Origin of the sequence: Niallia laureatilytica, assembly GCF_046613985.1 — a bacterium.
In the GTDB taxonomy this organism is placed as follows: Bacteria; Bacillota; Bacilli; order Bacillales; family Cytobacillaceae; genus Niallia.
This window is the reverse complement of record NZ_JBKKHP010000015.1, coordinates 1-17,143: the sequence shown is the minus strand read 5'-3', so window position 1 is coordinate 17,143 and position 17,143 is coordinate 1. Positions and strand designations below refer to the sequence as shown.

Annotated in this window: 17 protein-coding genes; 2 read left to right on the top strand and 15 right to left on the bottom strand. The window is 35.7% G+C overall.

From position 1 onward, the window contains the following. Positions 1-29: 29 nt before the first annotated feature. The 4 genes from ACLIJJ_RS23955 to ACLIJJ_RS23940 all read right to left on the bottom strand — a co-directional run bounded on the left by ACLIJJ_RS23955 (position 30) and on the right by ACLIJJ_RS23940 (position 4,167). Complete coding sequence (locus tag ACLIJJ_RS23955; RefSeq protein WP_233315316.1) at positions 30-848, bottom strand: ABC transporter permease; 819 nt, start codon at positions 846-848, stop codon at positions 30-32. 12 nt (positions 849-860) lie between these two features. After that, positions 861-1,631, bottom strand: a complete 771-nt coding sequence (locus ACLIJJ_RS23950) for an ABC transporter ATP-binding protein (RefSeq protein WP_411411811.1) — start codon at positions 1,629-1,631, stop codon at positions 861-863. A 70-nt stretch (positions 1,632-1,701) separates the two neighbouring features. Continuing rightward, on the bottom strand, positions 1,702-2,703 hold the full coding sequence (locus ACLIJJ_RS23945; protein WP_411411810.1) for an ABC transporter substrate-binding protein: 1,002 nt from the start codon (positions 2,701-2,703) through the stop codon (positions 1,702-1,704). Between the two features lie 27 nt (positions 2,704-2,730). Further along, a complete protein-coding gene (locus ACLIJJ_RS23940; protein WP_411411809.1) occupies positions 2,731-4,167 on the bottom strand; it encodes an aryl-sulfate sulfotransferase in 1,437 nt (478 codons plus the stop codon). A 401-nt stretch (positions 4,168-4,568) separates the two neighbouring features. On the opposite strand from ACLIJJ_RS23940, the gene ACLIJJ_RS23935 reads away from it, so the two are divergent. Beyond that, positions 4,569-4,925, top strand: a complete 357-nt coding sequence (locus ACLIJJ_RS23935) for a hypothetical protein (RefSeq protein WP_233315319.1) — start codon at positions 4,569-4,571, stop codon at positions 4,923-4,925. Between the two features lie 205 nt (positions 4,926-5,130). On the opposite strand, the gene ACLIJJ_RS23930 is transcribed toward ACLIJJ_RS23935, so the two are convergent. The 6 genes from ACLIJJ_RS23930 to ACLIJJ_RS23905 form a co-directional block, all read right to left on the bottom strand. Continuing rightward, positions 5,131-6,147 carry a 2,3-butanediol dehydrogenase gene (locus ACLIJJ_RS23930; RefSeq protein ID WP_233315320.1) on the bottom strand — a complete coding sequence of 339 codons (1,017 nt, stop codon included), beginning with the start codon at positions 6,145-6,147 and terminating at the stop codon, positions 5,131-5,133. 321 nt (positions 6,148-6,468) lie between these two features. Next, positions 6,469-7,296 (bottom strand): methyl-accepting chemotaxis protein, encoded by an 828-nt coding sequence (locus ACLIJJ_RS23925; RefSeq protein ID WP_237942669.1) that lies wholly within the window; start codon positions 7,294-7,296, stop codon positions 6,469-6,471. Positions 7,297-7,307: 11 nt separating this feature from the next. Further along, positions 7,308-8,144 (bottom strand): methyl-accepting chemotaxis protein, encoded by an 837-nt coding sequence (locus tag ACLIJJ_RS23920; RefSeq protein ID WP_282581459.1) that lies wholly within the window; start codon positions 8,142-8,144, stop codon positions 7,308-7,310. 360 nt (positions 8,145-8,504) lie between these two features. Further along, positions 8,505-8,816, bottom strand: a complete 312-nt coding sequence (locus ACLIJJ_RS23915) for an RICIN domain-containing protein (RefSeq protein WP_237942668.1) — start codon at positions 8,814-8,816, stop codon at positions 8,505-8,507. 528 nt (positions 8,817-9,344) lie between these two features. Then, positions 9,345-9,863 (bottom strand): NUDIX hydrolase, encoded by a 519-nt coding sequence (locus tag ACLIJJ_RS23910; protein ID WP_411411808.1) that lies wholly within the window; start codon positions 9,861-9,863, stop codon positions 9,345-9,347. 241 nt (positions 9,864-10,104) lie between these two features. Then, positions 10,105-10,647, bottom strand: a complete 543-nt coding sequence (locus tag ACLIJJ_RS23905; protein WP_411411807.1) for a GNAT family N-acetyltransferase — start codon at positions 10,645-10,647, stop codon at positions 10,105-10,107. Between the two features lie 883 nt (positions 10,648-11,530). Between ACLIJJ_RS23905 and ACLIJJ_RS23900 the strand changes: the two genes are divergently transcribed. Then, positions 11,531-11,746 (top strand): hypothetical protein, encoded by a 216-nt coding sequence (locus ACLIJJ_RS23900; RefSeq protein ID WP_237942662.1) that lies wholly within the window; start codon positions 11,531-11,533, stop codon positions 11,744-11,746. A 138-nt stretch (positions 11,747-11,884) separates the two neighbouring features. On the opposite strand, the gene ACLIJJ_RS23895 is transcribed toward ACLIJJ_RS23900, so the two are convergent. From ACLIJJ_RS23895 to ACLIJJ_RS23875, 5 genes are all read right to left on the bottom strand, one after another. Then, complete coding sequence (locus ACLIJJ_RS23895; protein WP_411411806.1) at positions 11,885-13,105, bottom strand: MFS transporter; 1,221 nt, start codon at positions 13,103-13,105, stop codon at positions 11,885-11,887. A gap of 441 nt (positions 13,106-13,546) precedes the next feature. Then, positions 13,547-14,026, bottom strand: a complete 480-nt coding sequence (locus tag ACLIJJ_RS23890) for a hypothetical protein (protein WP_411411805.1) — start codon at positions 14,024-14,026, stop codon at positions 13,547-13,549. 340 nt (positions 14,027-14,366) lie between these two features. Beyond that, a complete protein-coding gene (locus tag ACLIJJ_RS23885; RefSeq protein ID WP_411411804.1) occupies positions 14,367-14,903 on the bottom strand; it encodes an SMI1/KNR4 family protein in 537 nt (178 codons plus the stop codon). 88 nt (positions 14,904-14,991) lie between these two features. Beyond that, the gene (locus ACLIJJ_RS23880; RefSeq protein WP_411411803.1) at positions 14,992-15,906 is read right to left on the bottom strand and encodes a tetratricopeptide repeat protein; all 915 of its coding nucleotides are present in this window, start codon (positions 15,904-15,906) and stop codon (positions 14,992-14,994) included. 100 nt (positions 15,907-16,006) lie between these two features. Then, positions 16,007-16,921, bottom strand: a complete 915-nt coding sequence (locus tag ACLIJJ_RS23875) for an iron-hydroxamate ABC transporter substrate-binding protein (RefSeq protein WP_237942651.1) — start codon at positions 16,919-16,921, stop codon at positions 16,007-16,009. Positions 16,922-17,143: the final 222 nt, after the last annotated feature.

Sequence of the window (17,143 nt, the reverse complement as noted above, 5' to 3'; positions counted from 1 at the left end):
ACCTTACAAATTGTAAGGTCACAAATACTTTAAGAAACAATATTATATCTCTTCAAAAACTTCCTGCCTGCCCAAGCAAATATCCGGTCCATTGAAAAGCCCATCAATCCTAAGACCACTAGACCAACAAAAATCCAATCTGTTTGAAAATATAATCGTGCATTCCAGATCATAAAGCCTATCCCTTCATTGGCTGCAACCATTTCGGCGCCAATGATTGCCATGAAGGACGAACCCATCGCAAGCTTTGCCCCTGTAAAGATAAAGGGAATGGCTGCTGGAATGACAACATATCGCAATACTTGCAGATCACTTGCTCCCATGCTTTTAGCAGAACGTATTTTATCCTCAGAGATGGAAAGCACTCCAGTCAGTGTATTAATCGTGACAACAAAAAATGTAGCATACATAATTAAGAATATTTTGGATTGCTCGCCAATCCCAAACCAAAGCATAAATAATGTAATAAATGCAAGCGGCGGGATAAAACGGACAAAATTTATCACTGGTTCAACGAGAGCACGAACGGTTTTATTGCTGCCGATAAATAATCCCAGTGGAATCGCAACAATATTTCCGAGAAGCCAGCCTATCAGGACCCGGACTAAACTGTATGCCATATAAATGAATAAGGACCCATCACTACCAAGTTCGATAGCGCCGCGCAATGTAGCAAGCGGACTTGGTAAAAATTGCGGATCAGAGAAATAGGCAGCAATTGTCCAGATGAGCAGCAGCCCTATCCAGGTGATTATCCCTGTTTTTAAAATCTTTCTCCAGTAGGCTTTTACAGGCAGTTTCTTCACTGTTGGCTTTATATTTATTTCCTGCTGAATGGTCGTTTTCATTCTTAATCCTCCCTAGTCAAAATGCGACTGAACTACTTTATAATACTCATTAAAATCAGGACTAGTTATTTCTCGTGGATATGACATGTCGATTTGATAGGATTGAATTATTTTAGAAGAAGGTCCAACTGACATTATTCCAATCCGCTGCCCTAGCATTAGAGCCTCCTGAATATCATGGGTAACAAATATCACTGTTTTATTTGTTTCTGTCCATATTCTAATAAGCTCGTTTTGCATCGTTCTTCTTGTCATTGCATCTAAGGCGCCAAATGGTTCATCCATCAAGAGTATTTGCGGATCATTTGCTAAAACACGTGCCAATTGCACACGCTGTTTCATTCCGCCGGATATTTCCTTAGGAAACTTTTGATTATGCCCTGCTAACCCAGCCAGTTTAATATAATAATTGGCAATTTCTTTTCTTTCTGCAGCAGGAACCTTCTTCATTTTCAACCCAAATTCCACATTTTCTTCTACCGACAGCCATGGAAAAAGGGCTGAATCAGCTGATTGAAATACAAAGCCTCGATTTTCTTCCTGAGGTGCTGATTGGCTTTGAATCGTCAACTCACCGCTTGACTTCTCAATAAATCCAGCAAGAATATTTAATAAAGTTGATTTTCCGCAGCCGCTTGGACCTAGTAAAATATAAAATTCTCCGCGGTTTATCGTTAAATCAACATTTTCTAATACATAGCTTCCTTGTTCTTGAGTTTCAGAAAATGTTTTTGATAACCCCTTTAAAACAATATTAGGAGCATCTGTTTGAACCATTGTCATTTTATCTACTCCCTTCTTTCTTACAAGGATGATGGTGGATTCACAAGTTGAAACAGAATCCACCTCCCCTTTACTTGCTTTTATAGGTTACTTCTTCAGGTAATGCCTTCTGCAGCGCATCTAACGCCAGCTTATCTTCGATATTATAGTCTTTTTTTAATAGTCCCCTGTCTAGGAGCCATTGTTTCATATCACTTAAGTGCTTAATATCCTCTTCTGTAAAACCAATCGTGTAATTGATATTTTCTAGGTCGCGTAAGGTATCCTCTTTTTTCACTTTCAATTCCTTATAGGCAATTTCTGCTGTTCCATCAGGATTTTCTTTTACATAAGCAATCCCTTCTTTAATGGCTTTCAACAGATTTACGACAGCTTCTTCGTTGTTTTCAACAAATTCTTTATTGGCAACAAGATAACTGCTTGTGGAAATATTGGCTGAGCTCAAATTATCGATGGTATGTACGCCGTCAATCGCTTTTAATTTCTCTAATACTGCTCCGCTTGATAAAACAGCATCAATATCCCCTTTTTTCACGCCCACGATTGCTTCATCAGGTGTGCTGAATGGCACGTATTCAATATCCTTTTCACTTACGCCAATTGTTGCTAGATAATTAGCCCAATGATATTCCGATACTGTTCCTTTTGCGACACCGATGCGTTTTCCTTTTAAATCAGCAGGCGTATCTATTCCTTTTACAGCCACAAACTCAGATTCTTTAATAGTTGCTTCTGTGCTATGACTTAAAGAAGAAATAACAACTAAATCTCCTCTATTTAAGGAATTTAGAAGTACATAATCTGCTGCTAACCCTGTGTCAGTCTGTTCTGTCAGTAATGCATTGATAGTATCAATACCATATGCAAAGTTAGAGATTTCCGGGTCGATATCCAGGTCTGTAAAAAACCCTTCTGCATTTGCCGCCCTAATTTGCAAGGAACCGCCTGCCGCTGTATCAATTCCTATCTTTATAGCGTCCTTGCCTTCACTTCCTGAAGTGGAGCTTGAGCAGCCTGCTAAAAAAACAGATAAGATCAGGCTGAAAGCTGCTAGTTTATATTTTTGCTTCATGAAGAAATTCCCCCCTTTTAAAACTAGTTATTTTATCTCTTGTTCATCAAACCGTGCAACGCAAAGTGCTCCTTCTCCAATTGATGCTGCTCCTTTTACTTCAACCGCGGAATTAATTCCGCTTGGCGCCGCATTTGGCACTCGAAATGTTTCAATCTCCAATGGCTGTATTTCTATTTCTTCTGGTTTCTCAAGCTGTGGAACCCAGCCGTAAGGAACTCTGTATGCTCTGTATACCATATTGGAATTACGAGCATTTTTGAATGGCGAAATATATTCCCAAACAATTTCATGGTCTGCTGTTACTTCAAATATACGGCCGTTGGAGCCCTCTGTTATTAATGTGTTGCCATTTTCTAACCGCTGAGCTGAACTAATATATGGACTGTAGAACCGATAGGAATCTGTAGGAGCTTGATAGTTTGCTTCTTGACCTGTATATTGCCAAACTATTTTTAACGTGATCGGATCTATTTCCAATACGCGGGAATGATCGCGCAAAGTGTTTTTCGTACCGTCTGGAGAACCAGGATTCGGAGCGCCATATCCTCCCCAGCCGCCGTTATCAAACACAAGCAGATTTCCTTCACCAGGCAGCCCTTGCGGAATAATATGAGCATGGTGCTGTCCGATAATCCAGCCAATCTCCTTTAGCTCCTCAGTAGAATAATCTGGTCCGATTTGCCAGACAATCTTACCAGAACGTTTATCCGTTATGCCAATGATATTTGCTTCCCTTGCATCCCAAATGATATTGTCTGGGTGGAATCTTTCATCTCCATTGTCATAATGACGGTTTGGACCTACTGCAGAGATTGAATTTATATGAAGCCAGTCACCAGACTCATTTCCGAAGAATCGGCGGTTTGGCTGTTCATAGATGGTTTTCTTTGCTTCCTCATCAAATTGCAATTCATCAAAATGATCGCTGAATGACCATTCCCAAACAATATTGCCGTTCCAATCCACTTCTAGAATGGCATCATCTAACAGCTCAAACTTCGAAATATTCGAGTTGACTACATTACGGTGAGCTAGAATTAACGTATTGCCTTCATCAACTTTCGGCTCCTGCCCTGGCGCGTAATATCCAACAGAACTGCCTTCACGCTGATAGTCATGATGTGCTCTAGCAATCCATCTCCCCTCATAGCCTGGATCCGTAATAAACTCATGTTTATCAAACTTCCAGACAATATTGCCGTCAAAATCTACTTGCGCCAAATCTCCTTCATCCTGAAAACCATGTTGCGGGTCTCTGTTAAAGGTGTGTCCTAATACATAGCCACCAGGGAAAATTTTATTCGGAAAGCCTCTCAAGCCTTTCCACAAGTGGACCTCTCTGCCATTCATATCAATCAATAATGCCCCAAGATCTGGTGCTTGAAAAATAGTGTAGCCGCTCCAAGCTTTAGTAGGTGAATAGATTGTTGCTCCTGTCGGATAAATTGTAGGATGTCCCATATTTAATCTCTCCTTTTCTATTTTTCAAATTGGTTTAATCGGATTAATGCACAAAAATGTCTAATCTCTCTTTTTTTCATACCCCCTACTTCCTTATCGACCGATAAACAATAATAAAAAAAGAGACTCAACAAAATGCAAATGCAGCATTTCATTGAATCTCTAGTGATCTAGTCGATTCTTTATCTATTTGTTTGTTTCTTGAGAATTATCATAACAGGACTTAAAAGGAAGTGTCAACGATTTTTTAACTATTCAGATAAAATTACTAGGTATTCAACCAGCTTTGTTACAGCTGCTGAATTATTGAAAAATCCATGCCTGTCCTAATGTAACTAACCAGCTCATTTTATCTTTGCTGAATAAACTATGTAATGAATAAGGACAAGGAGGGATTTATAATGAGTAGAAGACCGTGGTTCTTCGGAAGAAGCAATAATGGTGGGAATTCAAACCAAAGCAACAACTCTAATTCACGTTCAGGCGACAGCGACAGCCGTTCTGATGCAAATGTAGACTTTGATGTAGATAACGACTTAAGAGTAGACACAGAAGTAGATAACGATAATACTGTCAAAAACCTTGATAAAAACACGAACGTCGCTAAAGTCAACGATTCTGGTAATGCTAAAATCGACTTGAACATTGATGTTCATTCCGATTCCAAAGCTCGTGTCCAATCACGCTCCCGTGCTAATGCGGATGCTGATCAAGACCAAGATAACGAGCAGGACAATGACCAAGATCAAGACAGCTAAAAATCCGCATTACAGAACGAGAATGGCAGCATTCTCGTTCTGTAATGAAAAGATATGTTTTCATTAATGCAACTCTAGGTTTTAACCTTACTTATGGACTGTATTATACTGACAGTTTAGTTTAACAACTCCCACATGGCGAAAAAGGCAATGAAATAACATAATAGTAAAGAAGCGGCAGATAGGCTCTGCCGCTTCTTTTTAATTAGTTCGGACGAACTAAAATTTTGCATTCATTTTTATCATTAATTAGTTTTTCAAACCCGTCTTCCACAATGTTATCTAATGCTATGATACTTGTGATGACTGGCTCAACATTCAATGATCCCTTTGATAACAAATCAATCGCTTGGGCAAAGATGTTATTATAACCGAGAGAAGAATTGATTTTTTTCTCACTGACTACTTGTGTTGTAGGGTGATATTTAACAGGATTTGCAAACACACTTACAATCATAAACTCACCATTTGGTTTGATGCAATCAAGTGATTGGTTGAATGTAGCTTCTACTCCAGCAACGTCAAAGGAAACATCTACTCCCCCATTGGTATGGTTTTGAATAACTTGAACAGCATCCTCTTCCAGCGGATTTATTACTACATCCGCACCCATTTTCAATGCTAGTTTTCTGCGTTCTTCACTAACTTCTGCCACAAAAATCTTACTTGCTCCTGCTGCTCTCAAGCTCTCGGATAACAGCAGCCCGATTGGTCCTGCTCCAAAAAGTGCGACGCTATCGCCAATTTTGAACTTACTTTTTCGAATTGCCTGCAATACAACGGCAAGAGGCTCTACTAAAGCGGCAAATTCAAACTTGAGTGTATCAGGCAATAAAAATACATTTGCTTCTTTCACGACAACATATTCAGCGAAACCGCCATTTTCGTGAATGCCATATGATTTCATATTAGGGCAAATATTATAATTTCCAGTTTTACATGTTTGACACTCACCACATCCCCAAATCGGTTCAATCGCAACTCTGTCGCCAGCTTTAAATTTAGTTACATTATTGCCGACTTCCACAATTTCTCCTGTAAATTCATGGCCTAAAATCATTTTATTTTCTGTTACAAATGTTTTATGTAGATATTCGTGTAAATCTGTCCCACATATACCAGCGAATTTAACTTTAACTTTTACAGTTCCTTCTGTAACTACCGGTTCAGTGACTTCTTCAATTTTTACATCTTTTGAACCGTAATATACTAAAGACTTCATAACATTATCCCCCAATTGTCCGTAACCAGCTGCTATATTAATGACATTCATTGCTGATGGTTCATCTTATCCACTGATTACAATCTCGAATTAAAACTATTCTAACTAATTATATGTAACTTAGTTACTAAAACACAATTATCCTGCTTTTGCGTATTAAAATCCTTTTCTATCGTTCTGCTTAAAACTGTACGCAGAATATCATTTAGCAAGTTATGTTGGATAAAATAGTGCATAAGCAATGCCTAGTATGCGACCAACTAGGTCGCATACTAACTCGTAATTAACAAGTGAAATGTCGCTTTGTTTCTATGATTCTGTTCAAGATGTAATATTTTTGATGTATTGTCCGATATCATTGCTTTGTTCATTTAGATTTTGGATATCTTCCATAAACTCAACCATGACACGAGATTGCTCTGCTGATGCAGTGGATACTTCACCAATACTCACTGTCAAATTCTCCATGTTTGTTCGTATTTCTTGAAGAGATTTACCAATCGTACCTACTGCATCCTTTGTTCCAATGGAAAGCTTGCGTATTTCATCTGCCACAACACCGAAGCCTCTCCCAGCATCGCCAGAACGGGCTGCTTCAATGGCAGCATTCAAGCCAAGCAAGTTTGTCTGTGATGAAATATCTTCAATTAATTTAACAACCTTACTAATCTCCTGAGAGTTCTCATTTGCATGAGCTGCTTGACCATTTATATCTGTGCTGGTTGCGGATAGTTCCTCTGCTTGAGCGGCAACTTGTTGTACTTTTCCCTGCAGACTGCTGACGATCGAGCGTAATTCATCCAAATCTTCATCTAATAGTTCTTCGTCTTTCAATGTTTTGGTAATTTGGAACACACCGACAATCTCACCGTTTTCATCACGAATAGGATTAGCGGAATAGTGCATACCAACGCCATAGCGTTCTTTAGGAATATGTATTTTTACTTTTTCTCCGTTAAGTGCTTGACGCAGGATATCGTTATCTTCCGTAAATGCAAAGTCACCGACTTTAACACTATAATCTAAATCTTTTGACTGGGAGGAAAAGATGAAATTCTCTGTGTCGGTAACGACAACAGCACAATTTTCACCAAGGTTTTTTTTGATTTCAGGTGCTAGTTTAACCAACGCTTGTAGTGTTAAATGCATATTTCCATCTCCTATTCCTGGTTAGTTACTATTTTCATTTTTTCAATTATCTGTTTGCTTTTTGCATCCAAAGCCTGAATTTCATCCATGAATTCAACCATGATAACAGATTGCTCATCTGATGAAGTGGAGACCTCATTAATGCTGAGTGTCAGATTCTCAATGCTGGCACGGATTTCCGTTAAGGATTTACCGATTGTCTTCACTGCTTCCTTCGTATTGTTAGATAGTTTTCTAATCTCATCTGCCACAACACCGAAGCCTCTGCCAGCATCGCCAGAACGAGCTGCTTCAATAGCTGCATTTAATCCAAGAAGATTTGTCTGTGTAGATATTTGTTCAATTAACTGAACTACTTCGCCTATTTGGCGAGAGTTTTGGCTTGCACTTTTTGCTTGGTCGTTAATATCGCTGCTGGTTGCGGAAAGCTCTTCTGCCTGTGCGGCAACATACTGCACCTTGCCTTGCAATGCATCAATTACTTCATTGATTCTGCTAAGCTCTTTATCTAGCTTATCTTGATGCTCCAATGTTCGCGATAAAGATAACAAGCCAACAATTTCATTTGTATCTATATCCCTAATTGGCGTAATAGAAGTCACTACAGGCACACCGAAAATGTTTGCATCGTCTGTTTTAGAAATAATTTGTTCGCCTCTAAGTGCGCGCAGATAAACTTCATGCTCATCCAGTCTTGTTTTTCCTGCTTCAACATCCAAATTCAAGAGCGTTGACGGCGAAAAGTAAACAAACTTCTCCGTATCCAGCACACCCATTGCGGCTGTTGGTCCTAGCGTATCTTTTATAATCGGGGCAATATTGACTACTGCCTGAATAGTAGAATTCATAAAACAAGCTCCTCCATATGTATTTTTCCTTTATATCGGTAATAAGTACTAAATGTGAAGCAATTCACTAAAAAAAGTCTGATTTTGTTATATTTTGTAGAAAATCAGACTTTTTTAGTGAAGGAGATAGTAAAAATGTATGATAGATAACTTTTGGCTTTTGCCAATAGCATAATTAGTACTGGGTATGGTAGCTGTTAATGAGTAAACGTTTCCTATTGTTTTAATGTACATTTAAATCACAATCTATATTAATAACAACTCACTCTTGAACGGAAAAATAAACTATTTACAAAACAAAACAATCAGTTTGCTATTAGCAACTGATTGTTTTAGAACATTTATTTATATGATATTCCCTTATATCAATGGGTTTTGCTTAATTAATCTCCATTTCTGGCTACTTGAATTCTGTACTGGCATGAGTATAATGGAAGAATTTGATTTATTAGCGGATATGGTTATATACAAGCTAGTTCCTTTTAACCTTATCATGTATGTTTCATCAGATTGTTTAATAAACTCCCAATATTGAAGATTGTCTGTTTTTAATGCCTGCTGCGTTAAAGTAACACCTGATTCAGGCTTTGACGAAGGCTGAAATGTTTTTGATGTATATTCATTTTTCAACTGGTAGCTTTCTTGGTCAACTTGGATAAACTGCCAGGTCATACATTTCCATTTTACATGCTTATATAGTATTATTCTGTTTCCATTCTCAATGCCAGCTTTATATGGTCTAAGATTTTTTCCTGTTCTTACGTTTTGTATGGCGTATGTGTTATTTTTATCCTGATTTGTTTGGTTTGTTGCTATAGTGAATACAATACAGATATTAGTAACCTTTTAGTAACTAATGGAAGGGATATATTGGAAAGCAAAAAGGAATTGCCCGCATGCCCAGTAGCCACAACTGTCGGTCTAATAGCCAATAAGTGATAGTCTAAGACCAATTATTAATGTGATGGAAAAATGGGGATTGGAATATAAAACTTTGGTAAACGTAAAAACAAATGAATGACTAACCAATTAAATTATAGCCATAACAACTAGAACAAACTCCTATTAGGTATTTGTTCTAGTTGTTGTATTTATATTCTTATACTTTTTAGAGATTCTGATTAAACAGTTACTTGTTGTGAATGTTTTTACTACTTAAAATATCCTTTCCTGTTTGTGACATAAGTGAAAACATTTCATTTAAAGACGAATAGAGCCATAATGATGTCGGCTCTCAAAAAGAAACGCAATGATACTTTCATAATAAGGTATAAATTGTTTTAGTTCGATAAGCTTTAAGATTTCCTCCTTAGAAGCCCATTTTGCTGCTTGTACTTCCTCTTTCTGTAATGTCAATTCATTCAAATCAATGTCATATTCAATTAAATAATAATCATCAAAGCCGTGTTCAAAGTTAATAGTAAATTGTGGACGAATCTTTTCAAAGTTATAATGTATCCCCAACTCCTCGAATAACTCTCTTGAAGCAGCCTGCTGACTTGTATCGCCTGCAACCGCACTGCCTCCACATGTGATATCCCAAAGATTCGACCATCCTTGCTTAAAGGGCTGACGTTGCTGAATGAGCATTTCTCCTTTTGAATTAAATATACAAACGTGTACTACTAAATGAAACTCGTCTGGTGTCATTTCATCTCCACGATTTATTTGTTTCTCTACTTTACTACGTTGCATATCAAATAAATCCCACTTTTCCATTGCTAAACTCCTTATGTATATATTTATAAAAAGATTCCCAGTTTATTATAAAATTCATTAAATTTTTAACCATTTAAAATAAAGTAATTTAAACGTTATTACTTAAATGTCTTTTAAGTACAAGTTTTACTTGCATTTGAAAGCCCTCATTGAAAATACTCCTTATTAAACCAACTGCCATGATTGTTATTTAAAAATGCACTCCATTTAGTACAGAATTTTTTATACCGATAGAGTTACTCTATGAGTTGATGATTCCATAATAAACTACATCTAAATATTGATTGTCCTTCTTTACGTGATCAATGAAAACTCCTTCTTCCCTCATCCCTAGTTTTTGCATAACTCTTCCTGAGGCTGGATTTGTTTTAAAGTAACGAGCAAATACTTTGTGTAAATGTTTTTGATTAAATGCAAACCATAAAATTGCTTGCGCTGCCTCTGTTGCATATCCATTTCCCCAAAATTTTTCACCAATCCAGTATGCTATTTCACCATTGTTAAACTTTTGATTACTTGATAATCCTATAGCTCCATATAACTCACCATTTTCCTTATCCGTTATTGCAAATTCATAGGACATTTCTTTATTAAAATTTTCATGATGGGTTTTAATCCAAGATTTAGCATCCTCTACTGAATATGGATAAGGTAAATAAAGTGTATTTTTATAAATATTATAGTTATTACAAAGGTTAGCTACATTTACAGCATCAGATTCTTGGAATAATCTAATTACTAACCTTTCAGTAGTAATCATCTTATTGCTTTCTTCATATTTCATAATAAGAGTCCCCCCTAGACGAAATGGTTTCTAATTCCTATAAAGAAAAAGATAATATCTTCCTTTAGATATCGCCTACAAATTTATCTTATCAAGAGGTCTTTTTTCTTTCAAATCGCATTTTCAGTTATTACAGGAATGCTGCCACTGTTTCTTCCATAAAATAGTTGACAGAAATACGGCTACTGATAATAAAAAAGGCGGACCTTTATTCATCATTAAGGTAACGCCCCTTTAATCAGCAACTTTGTAATTAAAGTAAGATATTATAATTAACAACTAATTATTCTTAGACTCTTTTAGATCTTTTTCATCTTTATTAAAGAATAGAAAAGAAATAGCAATCCCATATGCAATCCAAATACTTAGAATAACCAACAAATTATCAACTGTTTTTGTAAGAAAAATTACATTTAATATCATTATTAGGGAGACAAGAATTTTCAATAACAAAGTTATATACCTCTTTCAATTATAAATATGTAGTATATATTTCTCTTCAATAGCCTTTTATCTTCTACACATAAACTGTCATGTTTGTGTTTAATAACAAAAAAGGTTGTGCTTACAACCCCGTTCGTAAAAAAAATTAATATTGTCAATTTAATTTATTTTTATTTAGTAGAGCTTAATTATTCTTTTTATCTCTTGAATTTTTCCACGCTACCGCCCCAAATAAAGCTCCAATAATCAGGATAGTCCACTTTATTACTTTCTTCATCCTTTGCACCCCTTTAATTCCTCTACATATAATACGATTTTAATTTGATGAATGTTTCAATTTTTTGTTATTTATACTTTTATCTATCCTGACCTTTTTCTAGAATAGTGAAACCTTTATATATGTGAGATCGTAAATTGTGTAAGGGAGGTCGAGTATAAAATGAAAATAGAATTAAATTATTTTGATATGGCTGATAATAAATATTTATTTCAAGCACCAATTATCTCAGATGGATTTCAGTTTATTCCTAATGAAGGAGATACCCTTATTCTAGATAATTTTGGATACAAAGTAAGTCAAAGAGAATTCTCCTATGATAATGAAAAAACAAAAATCACCATTTTCTGTGTTCGTGAAAGAAAAAAACGAAATTAACTTTTGATCAATTTCTTATTAAGCTGACCTGCCCCGATTGTTACATAAGCAACGCTCTTTTCTTTATTACAGGAGAAAAATCCGCAAGAAAGAGCCTTGCTCCCTATTGGATTAAGGCTCCTTAAAAACTAAGATAAATTAGGATGTAATATTTTGTTTAGTATTTGAATCAATAAACTTAAAGTAAGGGAGAAGAATTCCTAATAAAGACATGGTACAAATAATAGTCCCTATTATTAAATATAATGGACGAATCCCCCAGAGTTCACCTAAATAGCTGCCTATGAAGACACCTAATGGCATAGTACCTCTAATAATAAAAAGCCGAACCGAGGATACTTTTCCCAGCAAATCATTTGGAACTAATTGCTGAAAAACCGTTATATTATGTACACTAAAAAATGCCATAGATATTCCTGCAATAACCTCAGTAAAAATAGCAAATATGATACTAGAGTTAATACCAAGTGTGATAAATGTTAGACCACCTATTACTAATGCTCCTAACATTAGAACTCTACGGCTTTTATATTTAAATTTTCCAACTAACAATGAGCCTATAACGTATCCTAAGGGGAATCCGGCCATAAAATATCCGTATTCAGAATAACTCCCTGATAATTCCTCTGTTATATAGGGAAGTGTGATAACCATTGTCACTCCTACACCAAATTGAACAAAGGCTAAAAAATTACCTAACCATACTAAAGTTGGCTGTTTGAAAAAATACGATACTCCTTCTATAAATTGTTCAAGCCAAGACTTCCTTACATTATTTGTGCTTTTTGTCTCTTGGATAAAAAACAAAAGCGAACCACTTATGATAAGGAGGATACTAACAAATATTAATGTGGGCTTTACACCAAAGTACTCAACGACACCTCCCCCTAAAACTGGAGCTAAAAAGGTCATTAATCTAACAGTGCCGTCAATATAAGCATTCGCTGTACTTAATTGGGCTTTTGATACGATAGTTGGTGTAATTGCTTGATTTGCAGGTGTGTATATAGGAGTTATTAACCCTACAATAATTTGAACTACATAAATATGCCACGGTTCGATATTTCCCAGTATTAAATAAACAATTGGTATAAGAAATATAAGTCCCCTAGTCCATTGAGAGAAAATCATTATCCACTTTCGACTCCATCGATCAATAAATGGGCCAATGAATAATTGTAGAATTAGAGACGGTATAAAATATAGCAGCCACATACTTCCCAATGCAATTGTAGAACCTGTAAGTTGATAAATAAGAACAGAGTTACAAAAAGTACCAAAAACACCTCCTAATTCAGAGATAGCATTACCAATCCAAACATAAACAAATGAATGATTCTTTAAAATGTTGTTACTCATTAATTCATTCCACGCTTCCCTCTATATCTCTATTAATTATTAATAAAAAGGTTGAATTCTTTTGATGAAAATTCAACTTTAATTCATTATAGGAAGATCCTTAATATACGAAGTAAACTGCGATATATCACGGTCCGTATATAGGTATTAGTAATATCCCTACAAAAAAACAGCAAGTGAAATTCTTTGGACTATGTGCTACCATTCCATATCCTTAAATAAGGATATATTGATTATTAAAGCAAGAGCACCTATAATAGCAAGAATTTTTTCTAATAGCTGTTTAGACAAGATATCCTCTCCTCTCTCTAAACATATTACCAAAAATTGTAATTCCGTAAAGGGCAATAGGTTCATTATTAAGGTTGTTTTCTTACACTTTCCTGCCCAGCCTAGTTAGCGACAAACAAAAAGCTACCGTTTTGGTAGCCAGATTTCCAACTAAATATAGTTTTTAAATGGATGGCGTTCTAAAGATAAAACCAAATTTTTGAATTCACTAATTTCTTCTGTTACCCAGTGATTTCTATCTAGTACGCGTATTACTTTCTTTGAAGCGGATAGTAAAGAATCTTTGAGTTCACTATATAGAAATGTTCCTTTAAAACTATCGTCTACATCATCTTTAAATCTAAAATTCATTTCTACCTCTTCTTCGCTTATTTTTTTCACAAGAACTTCTGGTGTCCCATCCATAAAATCCAGTTTATAGGTAGTGCCTATTCTAGAGATATCAACACCTCTAATAGATTTAATCCACCATGATAAGATAATAACCAAAAAATCATCCCACCCTTCATCAGGAAAGTATTGGTGATAATCAATAATAAAATATAGCGTTCCTGTAATGTTTTTACTTCGATTTATTTCTAACGAATCTATATCTACATGAAGGGAAATATGCTGTACCATTTGTTTCATCCTTTTATTTTTTGTTTCCTTTACAATTCACTAATCTGTATTATTCCTTCCTTCTACAAAATGCCAGGTTTATTGAAGAAGGAAAAATACCACTTATTACAAGAATACGGACAGATATTGTAAGACTTTGTCTGAGAAGATAAGGTATCACATTTTCTATTAATTAGGTTATCACTTTAACAGCTCAAAAAAATTCCCTAAATACAATATCTAAAATTTCCATTTCTAAATAATTTGACTGCGTAAAATTTAATTTGTTTATCTAGCTTCCAAACGGAAATATCTTCTTTCCAGCTCACTAATGAGAAATTTAATACTTCCCTTCAACTAGATAAAAGGACTACAGATTAACATCTTCAAACACATCGTCAGTGGTAAGACCTTGAATAAAACTTTCAAAGTCTTTAGCCAACCAAGTGATTTTGTAATCATCTTCTTGATCGATATGTACGACACACGGTTCGCCTTCTGGGCCGCATTCTCGATAATCAAGAAAAACCATATCATGTCCAGCTGATGGACAATCACAAATAGCTATGCCGATATTAGGATATCCCCATTCCTCCATCCAAAATTCAGTGCTATAATCACCACCTAAAGAATTGCTTTTGCTGTATCCTATACCATATATCCCACTTATTGCAATGTGATTTTCAGACCAACTTGTCGGTACTGTAGTAGGGTAACAATCTTTTACTGGAATTCCGCCATTATGTTTTTTCATTAGCCAAATATAAGACGCAGGCAGTTTATATCCTAAGTCTCTTTCAAGTTTAGAAATATCCTCTTCTGTAGGTGAATCAGAAATATATTCCTCTTTAGCATACTCGCTGTCATCCCAAAAACGGTCTAAGTCTACTCCCTTAAAATAGCTCATTTCTATTCCTCCATCATTTAATCTATGTCTATTCCTTGTGTATTGTCATATAAAATTAAATTCTTTCATTGATTAGCCAATAACAGTTCTAGTCATTATATTCTGGATGTCCATGACGCTCGCAACCGAATAAATAACATGCTTTTTCGACTTGCGGCGCATATTCCATTGGCTCTTTGATGCCGTTTATTGCCTGCTCGAGCATTTGTTCATATAGCTTAATGTGCATTTGGATTTCTTCCATATCTTCTTTTTTGTCTTCCTCTGTCCAGGTTTCATCGCATTCTTCTTCATAACTTTCTTGGAGCTCGATTTGCTTATCCTTTATTAAGTTATCCAATACTCTTCTTGCCTTCTCCCTCTCACCTGTTTGAACAAGACAATAGGTGTAGCGGCTGACCCAATTGGGCTCTTTCCAATAACTTGCCCATCCTTTTTCAAACCAAAAGTTTGCCTTATGATGGGCATTTATTTCTGCATATAAATCTGCCAAGTCTACTGCACCGACAAAATCTCCCTCCTTATCGGAGAAGGTATCTAGTATGCTCTCCGCCTCTTCATATCTCTCTAAATCAGCAAGGCATTTCACGTAACTATACATTGTGTATTCAGAAGGTTTTGAGGCATGAAAAAAGCATTGCAACGCTTTGCTTTTTTCGTCTTTATGATAATACGCTACACCAAGATTATTGTAAGCTTCTAAAGTTGGCTCTAATTCAATCGCCTTTATTAAAATGGGAATGGCGGAATCCCAATCTGCTATTGTTATGTATATTTCACCTAATAGATTGTATGGAAAATGGGAACTTGGAGTACTAGCAATCACTTCTTTTAGAAGTGGAATTGCAGCTTGGGTATTCTCTTCTTCTCTATATAGCATCCAAGCGAAGTTATTTAAAGATTGCACGCCTCTATTATTCCTTATCTCTTGCTTAAAAATCTCCCATGCTTTATCTAATTCATTGTTTTCATAAAACTTAATCGCCTTTGTGTTTTGACTCATTAAAAAATCCTTTCTGCCGTTATGCTTGTTGTCTAGTATTATAACATTCTCTCCATTTAAAAAAAGAGTGCACTTTTCGTTAAAGTGCACTCTCTACATCTTATTTCAAGAAGTTTTCTTTAAAGAAATCTAATTGGTAATCTAAAGAAATTGGATCATTAAAGATAAACTCATATGCATTAGCTTCTAATACATGGTTGTTTTTTACTGCAGGAATATTTTTGTATACATCTGTTTCCTGGTAAGAGTTATCTTGGTCATTATATTTGCTTATTACAAGATAATCACCAACATATTCTGGAAGGACTTCAGAAGACAGCGTGTAGTAGCCTTCTTTTTCCGTCATTTCTTTTACTTTTTCAGGCATTTTTAAGCCCATTGCTTGATAAAGAATTTCTGTTCCGCGGCCCCAGCTGTCACCAAGGATATACATGCTTTTATCATAGCTTTCCAATACGGTAACAGTAGCATCTTCGCCGATTTTCGCTTTAATTTCCTCGCCGGCAGCTTTTGCACGAGCTTTGAAATCATCAATCCATGCTTGTGCTTCTTTCTCTTTATTCAAGAGCTTGCCGATTTCTAAATGCTGCGTTAAGTAATCCACTTTGTTATAAGTGTATGTTACAGTCGGAGCGATTTTTCCAAGCTTATCAATGTTTTTAGTTGTGCTTGCTGCGATAATTAAGTCTGGTTGCAGCTCAGCAATTTTTTCGATATTCTCTTCGGAAACCACTTCCACATCCTTCAATTCGTCTGCATAACGTGGATTCGTCATCGACCATGAATCTACACCTACAAGATTAACGCCAAGTTTTAAAACATAACCTGCATTTGTTAAAGCAACAACTCTTTGTGGATCTGCTGGAACTTCGATTGGGCCATTTTCTGATTCATATGTGATTGTGGAATCTTCCTCTTTTTTTGTTTCTTCGCCAGATGTTCCTGTTGTCTTATTGCCGCAAGCACTAATAATTAATACAAGAAGAAGAATGAATGGTATAAGTTTTTTGCTCAATGTTTGCTACCCCTTTTAAAATAAAATAGTATGTATATATTTCTGTATTACTAGTTTACCTGTTTATTTCCCTCCTGAATGGATGATAATGAGAATGATAATCATTCTTGGATTAATCATAATCTCGTATCTAATTTCTGTCAATAGATTTTGAGCCTTCAAATTAAAAATTTTGTGACAACTAAAAAAGGCCGGTCAAAAGTGCTGCACCCCAAATGTTAG